General features: G+C 73.0%; 12 protein-coding genes. 4 read left to right on the top strand and 8 right to left on the bottom strand.

The window, feature by feature from the left end:
• Both AB0K37_RS20080 and AB0K37_RS20085 read right to left on the bottom strand, forming a co-directional pair.
• Window positions 1-327, bottom strand: a 327-nt coding sequence (locus AB0K37_RS20080) for a sigma-70 family RNA polymerase sigma factor (protein ID WP_363983068.1), incomplete at its 3' end; no start/stop codon positions are given.
• A gap of 33 nt (window positions 328-360) precedes the next feature.
• Complete coding sequence (locus AB0K37_RS20085; RefSeq protein ID WP_363983071.1) at window positions 361-1551, bottom strand: S8 family serine peptidase; 1191 nt, start codon at window positions 1549-1551, stop codon at window positions 361-363.
• Between the two features lie 351 nt (window positions 1552-1902).
• On the opposite strand from AB0K37_RS20085, the gene AB0K37_RS20090 reads away from it, so the two are divergent.
• The 3 genes from AB0K37_RS20090 (at window position 1903) to AB0K37_RS20100 (ending at window position 4512) form a co-directional block, all read left to right on the top strand.
• Window positions 1903-2397 (top strand): DUF3145 domain-containing protein, encoded by a 495-nt coding sequence (locus AB0K37_RS20090; protein WP_179836505.1) that lies wholly within the window; start codon window positions 1903-1905, stop codon window positions 2395-2397.
• 146 nt (window positions 2398-2543) lie between these two features.
• A complete protein-coding gene (locus AB0K37_RS20095; protein WP_363983074.1) occupies window positions 2544-3371 on the top strand; it encodes an alpha/beta hydrolase in 828 nt (275 codons plus the stop codon).
• A complete protein-coding gene (locus AB0K37_RS20100; protein ID WP_363983077.1) occupies window positions 3355-4512 on the top strand; it encodes a SpoIIE family protein phosphatase in 1158 nt (385 codons plus the stop codon). The genes AB0K37_RS20095 and AB0K37_RS20100 overlap by 17 nt, the downstream gene beginning before the upstream one ends.
• Window positions 4513-4535: 23 nt before the next feature.
• Here the strand turns inward: AB0K37_RS20100 and AB0K37_RS20105 are convergent, their stop codons facing one another.
• Window positions 4536-5453: an MBL fold metallo-hydrolase gene (locus AB0K37_RS20105; protein ID WP_363983080.1), complete on the bottom strand. Its 918-nt coding sequence runs from the start codon at window positions 5451-5453 to the stop codon at window positions 4536-4538.
• Window positions 5454-5579: 126 nt separating this feature from the next.
• Here AB0K37_RS20105 and AB0K37_RS20110 point away from each other — a divergent pair, with 126 nt between their 5' ends.
• On the top strand, window positions 5580-6008 hold the full coding sequence (locus AB0K37_RS20110; RefSeq protein ID WP_363983083.1) for a MarR family transcriptional regulator: 429 nt from the start codon (window positions 5580-5582) through the stop codon (window positions 6006-6008).
• Window positions 6009-6105: 97 nt separating this feature from the next.
• Here AB0K37_RS20110 and AB0K37_RS20115 read toward each other — a convergent pair whose 3' ends face one another.
• From AB0K37_RS20115 to AB0K37_RS20135, 5 genes are all read right to left on the bottom strand, one after another.
• Complete coding sequence (locus AB0K37_RS20115; RefSeq protein WP_363983086.1) at window positions 6106-7413, bottom strand: beta-ketoacyl-[acyl-carrier-protein] synthase family protein; 1308 nt, start codon at window positions 7411-7413, stop codon at window positions 6106-6108.
• A gap of 78 nt (window positions 7414-7491) precedes the next feature.
• Window positions 7492-7743: an acyl carrier protein gene (locus AB0K37_RS20120; protein WP_363983088.1), complete on the bottom strand. Its 252-nt coding sequence runs from the start codon at window positions 7741-7743 to the stop codon at window positions 7492-7494.
• 56 nt (window positions 7744-7799) lie between these two features.
• On the bottom strand, window positions 7800-8768 hold the full coding sequence (locus AB0K37_RS20125; RefSeq protein ID WP_363983091.1) for a beta-ketoacyl-ACP synthase III: 969 nt from the start codon (window positions 8766-8768) through the stop codon (window positions 7800-7802).
• Window positions 8765-9694, bottom strand: a complete 930-nt coding sequence (locus AB0K37_RS20130) for an ACP S-malonyltransferase (protein ID WP_363983094.1) — start codon at window positions 9692-9694, stop codon at window positions 8765-8767. The genes AB0K37_RS20125 and AB0K37_RS20130 overlap by 4 nt, the downstream gene beginning before the upstream one ends.
• Before the next feature lie 158 nt (window positions 9695-9852).
• Window positions 9853-11040, bottom strand: a complete 1188-nt coding sequence (locus AB0K37_RS20135; RefSeq protein WP_363983097.1) for a helix-turn-helix domain-containing protein — start codon at window positions 11038-11040, stop codon at window positions 9853-9855.
• Window positions 11041-11077: the final 37 nt, after the last annotated feature.

The raw sequence follows: 11077 nt of genomic DNA on the forward strand, positions 1-11077 counted from the left end.
CCGCGCCGGGTCGGGCTCCGGCTCGCGCGGCGCGGGCACGGACGGAAGCGCACGGCCGCGCCGGCGCGCCAGCCGTAGGCTCTCGTGGCGCGCCGTCGTGGCGAGCCAGCATGCCGCCGCGGCGGGCTCGCGGAGTTCGTCGATCCGCTCCACCAGCCGCAGCCACGTGGTCTGCACCGCGTCGCCCGCGTCCGCGTCGTTCAAACCGTACGAGCGGGCGATCGACCACAGCAGTCCGCTGTGCCGCTCGACCAGCCGGGCCCACGCGTCGCCGTCGCCGTCGCGTGCCCGGACCACCAGCTCGTCTGTATCGTCCCTACGGGCCACCGAAGTCTCCTCCTGAGGCCCCCCGCTCCCCCTTCACTCTATGGCATCGATCGGCGACGCGCTGTGCACTTCGGTGCCGAGACCCGGAAGCACCGGGTGCCGCGCGGGGTCGAGCACGCGGTCGGCCGCCTCGGCCGCCCCGATGCCCTCGTGCGCGGCGAGGGCGGCGATCCGTCCCGCCACGACCGGCGTCGCGAACGACGTCCCGCTCCATGTGGCGTAGCCGTCGAACCGGTCGGGATCGGAACCGTCCACCGTGGGGCGGGGGCCGTCGAACCGGACGAAGGCGCTGGCCACGCCGACGCCCTGCGCGCACGCGTCCACCCACCAGCCGTGGTTGGAGAACCAGGCCCGGTCGTCGCCGTCCAGCGCGGCGACGCCGACGACGGGCTTCATCGCGGCGGGCCAGAACGGGCGGTCCGTCGCCGCGTTCCCCGCGCACGCCACGACGACGGTGCGGCGGCCGAGCGCCGCGACCGCCTGGGAGAGCACGGGCGAGGGGCGGTCGTCGTAGGTGTGGCAGCCGAGCGAGATGTTGACGATGTCGGCGCGGCCCCAGGCGGCGAGCCACTCCAGCGCCCGGATCACGTCCAGCTCGTCGCCGATCCCGTGGCCGTCGATGACGCGGCGGGCCCGCAGGATGGCGGACGGCGCCTGGGACAGCACCACGCCCGCGATGAACGTCCCGTGCCCCGCCTGCGCGTCCAGCGCGAAGTCCAGATCGGCGTCCAGGGCCTCGGCCACCTCGTCGCGCTGCTCGCGGTACCACTCCTCGCCCTCGTACCAGGGGTGCGGCGACAGGCCGGTGTCCAGGATCGCGACCGTCACGTCCCGCCGGACCGGGCCGCCCCGCGGCGCGGGCACGGGAGGGGCCGGCCGGGGCAGGTCCGCGGGCCCGCTCCACCACATCGGCTGGCCGAGGACGAGGTGGTTCGGCGCCGCGCTCAGCCTCCGGTGCCGCCGGTCGGCGTTGCCGAGGACGGCCGCCAGCTCGCACACGTCGACCTTCGCGGGGGCGCGCAGCCGCAGCCGCGTGACGCCGCCCTCGTCGTGGCGCGAGTCGTACCAGCGCCGGACCAGCGACTCGGCCGCGCCGGCGTCCCGCCCCGCGACCAGGATCTCGTCCCGGCGGATCAGCGCCGGCCGCCCCGGCAGCGGCTCCACGACGACCGCGTCCGCATGCCGGGCCAGCACCCGGTCCAACCGCGCCTGTTGATCGAACATCGAGCCTCGCCTCCGCCGAACCGACCCTTTCGCTCATCGTGGCGGAACGGTGACGCTCCGTGCCGGGAACGAGGGGAAGGTGGCCGATGGTGGCATCCGTGACGAGTCTCACCCGGGAGGGGTCGCACACTCGCCGGGGACGGGACGCACACCTCCTTCCCCTTCGCAATAGTGGATCTTGACGGAGGCGCCGGGTGAACGATGTGCATCCTGTGTTCAAGCGTTCAACAAACTGCGAACTCACGGTGGTGCGACTCCGGCCGATGATGCACAATGAGGGACGCGGACGCCGACTTGGGACGTACGAGGCCGTAGGGGAAGACGAGCCTCGGTACAGATCCAGGAGGTCCGGTGACCGCACGTGGCGTTTTTTACGTCCACTCCGCGCCACCTGCGCTGAGCCCGCACATCGAGTGGGCCGCCGCAGGTGTTCTCGGGGTGCCCGTTTCCCTTGAGTGGGCAGATCAGCCGGCCGCGCCCGGAACGCTGCGCGCCGAGCTTCATTGGGAGGGCAGGCCCGGTACCGCCGCGGGCATCACCTCCGCGCTGCGCAACTGGAAACTGGTGCGGTTCGAGGCCACCGAGGATCCGACGCCCGGCACCGACGGCGTCCGCTTCAGCTTCACCCCGACCCTCGGGGTGTTCACGGGGGTCATCGGCGCCAGCGGCGACATCATGATCCCCGAGGACCGGCTCCGCGCGGTGATGGCGAACGCCGCCGTCGGCAAGGCCACGCTGGAGCAGGAGCTCGACCGGCTGCTCGGCACGCCGTGGGACAACGAGCTGGAGCCCTTCCGCCGGGCCGGCGACGGCGCCCCCGTCCGCTGGCTGCACGCCGCCGTCTGACGGACCCGCGGCGCGGCCGGCGCCGCCCGCCCGGAGCGCGTACCCGTCCCGCGACTCGTACGCTCCCCGTGGCCGGGAGGCGGCCACGCCCGCCGCCGGGCGGCCCGTGAGGTGTGGAGACGGGGAGCCCGGGGCACGTTCGGTAGATGTCCGCTTTGACCCGCAACAACGTGCAGGACCTGGGCCGACGGTCAGAGCAGCCCATGCTCTTCGCGCACGGGTTCGGCTGCGACCAGACGATGTGGCGGCTCACCGCGCCGGCCTTCGAGTCCGACCATCGGGTCATCCTTTTCGACCACGTCGGGTTTGGGAACTCGGATATGTCGGCCTATTCGGCTGACCGGTACGGCACCCTGGACGCCTACGCCGAGGACGTGCTGGACATCGTCCACGAGCTGGACCTGCACGACGTGATCTTCGTCGGGCACTCCGTCAGCGCGATGATCGGGGTGCTGGCGGCGAATCGTGAGCCTCATCGCTTCGCCCGTCTGGTGCTGGTCGGCCCCTCGCCCCGCTACGTCGACGACGGGGACTACGTCGGCGGGTTCACCGGCGCCGACATCACCGAGCTCCTGGAGTCACTGGAGAGCAACCATCTCGGCTGGTCCAGCGGCATGGCGCCGCTGATCATGGGGAATCCGGAGCGGCCCGAGCTGGGGCGGGAGCTGACCAACGCCTTCTGCCGTACCGATCCCGACATCATGCGGCAGTTCGCGCGCGTGACCTTCCTGTCCGACAACCGGGCCGACCTGCCCGGGCTGAGCGTCCCGACCCTGCTCCTGCAGTGCTCGGAGGACATCATCGCCCCGGAGGCGGTGGGGGACTACGTGCACCACGCCATCCAGGGAAGCGAGCTGGTGCGGCTGCGCGCGACCGGGCACTGCCCCAACCTGAGCGCGCCCGAGGAGACGATCGCGGCGATCAAGGCCTTTCTGGGGAAGGCTCCGAGTGGCCCCGATGTCCGGCGCGGATGACGAACTCGCCCGCCTCCGGGACCTCTACGAGCACGCCCCCTGCGGCTACCTGTCGCTGCGTCCGGCCGGGACGATCACCCGGGTCAACCAGACGTTCCTGGACTGGACGGGCTACCGCGCCGACGACCTGCTCGGCGGCACGCGCTTCCAGGAGCTGCTCCCCGTCGGGGACCGCATCTACTACGAGACGCACTTCGCGCCTCTGCTGACCATGCAGGGCGAGGTCCGCGAGATCGCCGTCGAACTGAAGTGCGTGGACGGCGAGCGGCTGCCCGTGCTGGTCAACTCGACGCTGCGGCCGGAGGAACCGGACGGGGCTCCCGCCGTCCGGGTGTGCGTCTTCCGCGCCATCGACCGCCGGGAGTACGAGCGGGAGCTGCTGGACGCCCGCCGGCGCGCGCGGGAGTCGGAGGCGCGCGCCCGGCAGCTCGCCGAGACCCTGCAGCGCAGCTTCATCCCGCCCGCGCTGCCGCGCGTGCCCGGAATGGAGGCGGGCGGCGCCTACCGCCCGGCCGGGGCCGGCGACGAGGTGGGAGGGGACTTCTACGACCTGTTCGAGATCTCTCCCACCCGGTGGGGGCTGGTGCTGGGGGACGTGTGCGGCAAGGGGGCCGGGGCCGCGGTGGTGACGAGCCTGGCCCGGTACACGGTGCGGGCGGTGGCCACGGAGGCCGAGTCGCCCGCCGACGTCCTGCGGAAGCTGAACTCGTCCCTGCTGGGCCACGGCGCGGAGCGGTTCTGCACCGCGGTCTACGCGGGCATCGAGCGCGGTCCGCGCGGCGGGCCGCTCCTGACCGTCTCGCTCGGCGGCCATCCGGCGCCGCTGCTGGTCGCCTCCTCCGGTGAGGTGCGGCGCATCGGCCGCCCCGGGGACCTGCTCGGCGTGCTCGACGACGTGGTGCTGGCCGACGAGTCCGTGGAGCTGCGGTCCGGCGACACCGTCCTCTTCTTCACCGACGGCGTCAGCGAGGCGCGCCGCGACCGGGAGTTCTTCGGCGAGGAGCGGCTCGCCGGCCTGCTGTCCGACGTGCGGGGCCTCGACGCCGGCGCCATCACCGGCCGGATCGTCGACCGCGTCGTCGGTTTCCAGAACGGCGTGCCGCGCGACGACATCGCGCTCGTCACCCTCAGGGTCCCGTAGGCCCCGGTCACAGGCCGGAGCGGTCACGGGCGGTGCTCGGCGGCGGGGGAGGCGTCCGCGTCGACGGGACGCCAGGCGGGGCCGTCGCCGGCCCGCTGGACCCGGCCGAACACCACGTCGGCGAAGTGGACGCCGAAGCCGATCGTGTTCGGCTCCTCCAGTTCGGCGACGAGGCGGCGGCGGTGGTCGGCGGACCGGGCGGGGTCGTGGTCGACGGACGCGGACCACTCGGGGTGGCCGATCTGGATCGGCGAGTGCAGGGCGTCGCCGAACGCGATCAGCCGCTGTCCGCCCGAGGAGATGACGTACTCGGCGTGACCGGCCGTGTGACCCGCGGTGATCCGGACCCGCACCCCCGGGAAGATCTCCTGGCCCTCCGTCACCGTCCTGACGCGCGGCGCCAGGGCGGCGACCTCGCCGGCCATGCCGTGCGCCGCCATCCGGTCGCGTTCGGCCCATTCCGGCTCGGAGACCAGGTAGTCGGCGTGGGCGAACGCGGGACGGTCGCTCCCCGGGGCCGGATGCCAGGCCCAGCCGAGGTGATCGGGGTGAAGGTGGGTGAAGGCGACGGCCTCGATCTCCTCCGGCCGCCGCCCGAGTGCGGCAAGGCTGTCCAGAAGCGCGCCGCCGTGGATGTCGCCGCGCGGGGTGCCCGGATCGGGGGGCAGGGCCTGCGGCCCGAACCCCGCGTCGATCAGCAGGGCGCGGTCGCCGTGCTCCACCAGCAGGCCGCCGATGCTCGCCACGAGGTGACCGGAGGCGTCGAGGTAGTCCGGGTTGGCGATCCACGCCTCCTCGGTGGTGTCCGGAAGCCAGCCGCGCGGAGGGAGCCGCACGGCGCCGTCCGGTACGTAGGACACTCTCGTCTCGCCCAGCAGGAGCGAGCGGATGCCCGCCGGCCGCCGCAACCGCTCGGCCTGGTCGGCCACGGAGTTCGTCATGGTCCCTTCCCTTCCTCGATGTCAGGCCGCCGCCGTGCCGGGCGGCGGCGGCACCACCATAAGCATCAAGCTAGAAACATTCAAGCTCTAATTATCATGACTTGATGCACTTGCTAGGGTGGAGGCATGACAACGCCCCGGGAACCGCAGGCGGTCGCCGAGCGCGAGGTGTGCGGACTGGTGAACGGCCTGGCCCAGCAGATCGCCGATCACGTACGCGAACGCGCGGTCACCCTGGGCCTCACCGCGGCCCAGGCCACCGCGCTGCGGGAGATGACGGGACCGATGACCATGCGGGAGCTCGCCGAGCGCATGAGCTGCGAGCCCTCCAACGCCACCTTCGTCATCGACAAGCTGGAGAAGCAGGGACTGGTCGAGCGCCGGGCGCACCCCACCGACCGCCGCGCCAAGCTTCTCGTCCTCACCGCTGACGGCGACGTGGTCCGCGGACGGCTCCTCGAACTCCTGGCCCAGGACTCACCGCTGGCCGGGCTCACCATCGAGCAGCAGCGCGTCCTTCAGGAGCTGCTCGAGCGGGCCGTCACCCGCCGGTGAACCGGCCCCGGCGGCGGGACGGGCGCGCACGCGCGGGCGCCTGCGCACGCGCGAACGGCCCGGCGGGAAACCCGGCCGGGCCGTTCGACGAGGACGGTCAGAGAGCGCGCTGGAAGGCGACCGACACGTTGTGCCCGCCGAAACCGAACGAGTTGTTGAGCGCCGCCGCCGGACCGTCCGGGAGCTTGCGCGGCTCGTCGCGCGCGATGTCGAGGTCGACCTCGTCGTCGAGGTCCTCCAGGTTGGCCACGAACGGGACGCGGCCCTCCTTGAGCGCGAGGACCGTGAAGATCGACTCAAGCGCGCCCGCGCCGCCGAGCAGGTGCCCGGTCATCGACTTGGTCGCGGTGATGACCACCTGGCGCGCGGCCTCCTCGCCGAGCCCCGCCTTGATGGAGGCGAGCTCCGCGACGTCGCCGGCGGGCGTGGAGGTGGCGTGCGCGTTGATGTGCACCAGGTCGGCGGGCTCCAGGCCCGCGTCCTTGAGGGCGCGCTGCATCGCCTTGGCCTGCCCGGAGCCGGACGGGTCGGGCAGCACGATGTCGTAGGCGTCGCCGGAGTAGCCGCAGCCGGCGGCGATGCCGTGGATCTCCGCGCCGCGGGCACGGGCGTGCTCCTCGGATTCGAGGATCATCACGGCGGCGCCCTCGCCGAGCACGAAGCCGTCGCGGTTCTTGTCGTAGGGCCGGGACGCGCGCGACGGCTCCTCGTTGCGGGTCGACATCGCGCGCATGGCCCCGAACGAGGCCATCTGCAGCGGGTGTATGCACGACTCGGTGCCGCCGCAGATCACCACGTCGGCGCGGCCCGCGCGGATCATGTCGATGGCGTACCCGACGGCCTCGCCGCTGGACGCGCAGGCGCTGACCAGGGCGTGCGAGCCGGCCATCGCGCCGAACTCGATGCCGACGTGCCCGGAGGCGCCGTTCGGCATCAGCATCGGGACGGTGAAGGGCGAGACCCGCGACCAGCCCTTCTCCCGGAAGACGTCATAGCTGTTGAGGGCGGTGTGCAGGCCGCCGATGCCGCTGGACAGCACCACGCCGAGGCGCTCGCCGTCCACGGTGTAGCCGCCGTCGACGCCGGGGCGCTCCATGCCCTTCTGCCCCTTGCCGCCCGTCGGCGCGGCGAACCCGGCGGACGTCCAGGCCTCCCGCGCCGCGATCAGCGCGATCGCCTGGTTGCGGTCGAGGCGGCGCAGGTTCTGCTTCGGCATCACCTCGGACGGGTCGACCTTCAGGGTCGCGGCGAACTGGACCGGCAGGTCCTCGACCCCCTCCCAGTCCAGTTTGCGGATACCGGACTCGCCGGCGAGCAGGGCGGACCAGGTCGACGGCATGTCGCCGCCGAGTGGGGTCGTTGCACCGAGACCGGTCACGACGACCCTGGTCTGGCTCTTGCTCATAGTGCGTGCTCCTTGCGGACTGTGAGGGGAGGAAGAAGGGCGCGCCGCCTCCCGGGTGGCGGCGCGCCCTCCCGCGGCTCAGCTCTGCAGGTTCTGGACGAAGTTGATGACGTCCTTGACCGTCTTCAGGTTGCGCAGCTCGTCGTCGGGGATCTCGACGTTGAACCGGTCCTGGGCGGCCACCGCGATCTCCACCATCGACAGGGAGTCGATGTCGAGGTCGTCGATGAAGTTCTTCTCCGGGGTGACCTCGGACTTGTCGATGCCGACGATCTCGTCGATGATCTCGGCGAGGCCGTCCAGGATCTGCTGTTCGGTGGCGACTGCCATGGTTCTGCGTTCTCCTTCGGTGGGTTGGTCCAGAGCCTCCGAGCAGGCGTGACGGCCTACGGGATCTGGATGACTTGGGCAGCGTAGGACAGCCCGGCGCCGAACCCGACCAGCAGGGCCGGGGCGCCGGACGGCACGTCGCCGCGTTCGATCATTCGGGACAGCGCCAGCGGGATCGAGGCGCCCGAGGTGTTGCCCGACTGCACGATGTCGTCGGCGATGACGGCGTTGGACGCCTTCACCTTCCGGGCGATCGCCTCGATGATCCGCAGGTTGGCCTGGTGCGGGACGACGGCGGCGAGCTCCTCGGGCTTGACCCCGGCCCGCTCGCACGCCTGGAGCGCGACAGGCGCGATGGCGGTGGTGGCCCAGCGGAAGACCGCCTGCCCCTCCTGCCGGATGAACGAGTTGCGGTCATCGATGATGATCTTGTCGTACTTGTCGCCGGCGCTGCCCCACACGACGGGGCCGATGCCGGGGGTCTCGCTGGCCGCGACGACCGCCGCGCCCGCGCCGTCGGCGAAGATGATGCAGGTGGACCGGTCGGTCCAGTCGATCCACTGGGACATCTTCTCGGCGCCGACCACCAGCACGTTGCGGGCGCTGCCCGCCCGGACGGCGGCGCTGGCGGTGCCGAGCGCGTAGCAGAAGCCGGCGCAGGCGGCGTTGAGGTCGAACGCGCCGGGCGCCTCGATGCCGAGGCGGTGCGCGACCTGGGCGGCGTGGCCCGGCATCGGCGTCTCCGCCGAGCAGGTCGCCAGGATCACCAGGTCGATGTCGGAGGGGGCGAGGCCGCTGCCCGCGAGCGCCTTGCCGGCGGCGTGCACGCCGAGCTCGACGATGCCCTCGTCGTCGCCGGCGATGCGCCGCTCGGAGATGCCGACGCGGCTGCGGATCCACTCGTCGTTGGTGTCGACGGTCAGCGCGAGGTCGTCGTTGGTGACGATGCGGGCGGGGCGGTAGTCGCCGAACGCCAGGACGCGGGCGCCGGGCGCCGTCTCGGGGATGCTGAGCCCGGCGGTCATGACGCGTCCGCCTCGATCAGCTCGCGGGCCTTGTCCAGGTCGGCGGGGGTCTTGAGGGCGACCAGCTCGATGCCCTTCAGCTCGCGCCGGGCCAGGCCGGTGAGCGTCCCGGCGGGCGGCAGCTCGATGATCGCGGTGACGCCGAGCTCGCGCATGGTCGCCATGCACGCGTCCCAGCGGACGGGGGCGCTGACCTGCTCGACGAGCCGGGCGACGAAGTCGCGGCCGCTCTCGACGACGGCGCCGTCGCGGTTCTGGAGCAGCTTCGCCCGCGGGTCGGAGACGGGCACCCCGGGCGCGAGGCGGCGCAGGGCGCCGACGGCGGGCTCCATGTGCTCGGTGTGGAAGGCGCCCGCGACCGACAGCGGCCGCAGGCGCGCCTTGGCGGGCGGCTCGTCGGCGAACTTCGCGAGGCGCTCGGTCGTCCCGGCGGCGACGACCTGGCCGGCGCCGTTGACGTTGGCGGGGGTGAGGCCGTGCTTGTCGATCGCGGCGAGGACCTCGTCGGCCTCGCCGCCGAGCACGGCCGTCATGCCGGTCTCGGTGACGGCGGCGGCCTCGGCCATCGCCCGGCCCCGCTCCCGGACGAGGACCAGCGCGGCCTCGGGGGTGAGCACCCCGGCGATCGCGGCGGCGGCCAGCTCGCCCACGCTGTGCCCGGCGACGGCGTCCGGCCCGGTCCTGCCGCCGGGGGCGCCGTCGTAGAGGGCCTCGTACGCGGCGATCGCGGCGGCGACCAGCAGCGGCTGCGCGACCGCGGTGTCGCGGATCTCCTCGGCGTCCGCGGACGTCCCGTAGCGCACCAGGTCCAGACCCGTGACCGCCGACCACCAGGCGAACCGGTCGGCGACTCCGGGTCTCTCTAGCCATGGCTGCAGGAAGCCGGGGGTCTGGGCGCCCTGGCCGGGCGATGCGAGGAGAATCACAGCGTCCAGCCTGCCGTCATGTGCCCGCGCCCACGATGCCGATCACGACGAACTTTGGTCTTGGCGCTTTGTACGACCCCTACAAGAAACCCTGGTGAGCGCCTGTAGCCCCGGCTGAGACCCTCGGTGCGACGCTCCTCACTCCCGGGCCGTCCCCGCTACCCGGTCGTCCTGGCGGCGCGGGCGTGGAAGCGGCCGAGGACCAGGGCGATGCGGAGGGTGAAGGCGTTGCGGCCGTCGGTGGGGGCCAGGCCGGTCAGCTCGGCGACGCGGCGCAGCCGGTAGCGGACGGTGTTGGGGTGGACGAACAGGAGCCGGGCGGTGGCCTCCAGCGACGATCCCTGTTCGAGGTAGGTGGTGAGCGTGTCCAGGAGCGGGGCGCCGGCGGCGAGCATCGGGTTGTAGACGCTGTCCACCAGGTAGCGGCGCGCGTCGTCGTCGCCGTCGAGGGCGCGCTCGGGGAGGAGCTCGGTGGCGAGGACGGGGCGAGGCGCGTCCGGCCACCCGGAGGCGGCGCGCAGCCCGGCGACGGCGGCGCGGGCGGAGCTCGTGGACTCGTAGAGGTCGGCGACCTGCGGGCCGACGACGACCGGGCCGGGCCCGCACTTGGCGGCGATCGGGCGGGCGGCGTCCATGGGGTCGGTGTCGCCGCCGACGATCACCACGACCCGGTGCCCCTGGACGCCGGCCAGCACGTCGGCGCGGGCGCGGCGCGCGGCCAGCTGCATCTGGTCGATGGTGACCTCGGGTTCCTCGTCCTCCGGGGTGAAGCCGGCGATGACGGTGACGGGCTTGGACGTCCAGCCGAGGGCGGCGGCCCAGGAGTGCATGCCGTCGTCGACCTCGTCGCGCAGCACCGCGTTGACGACGAGGGCCTCCAGGCGGGCGTCCCAGGCGGCGCGCGTCTCGGCGGCGCGGGCGTAGACCTGGGCGGCGCCGAACGCCACGTCCCGGGTGTAGCGCAGGATGGCCTCGCGCAGCTGGGCCTCGCCGCCCGGCGCGGCCAGCTCGTCCAGCCGGGTCTCCACCACGTCGATGATGACGCGGATCATGTCGATGGTGTGCTGGAGCTTGATGGAGCGCAGCAGCTCGCGGGGCGCGGTGCCGAACACCTCCCCGGCGATGGCGGGGCGGGTGCGCTCGTTGCTCTTGAACCACTCCACGAACGCGGCGATGCCGGCCTGCGCCACGAGGCCGATCCAGGAGCGCTGGTCGGCGGGCATGCGCCGGAACCAGGGGAGCTGCTCCTCCATGCTGGTCAGCGCCGCGGTGCCGAAGGTCCCCATCGCCTTCTCCAGACGCTGGGTGGTCTGCTCGCGGATCTCGGCCTCGTTCGCGGTGTTCACCACAACAGAGTGCCACCACACCCGCGGTGTCCTGGCC

The sequence above is a fragment of the Actinomadura sp. NPDC049753 genome (assembly GCF_040674655.1).
Classification (GTDB): domain Bacteria; phylum Actinomycetota; class Actinomycetes; order Streptosporangiales; family Streptosporangiaceae; genus Spirillospora; species Spirillospora verrucosospora.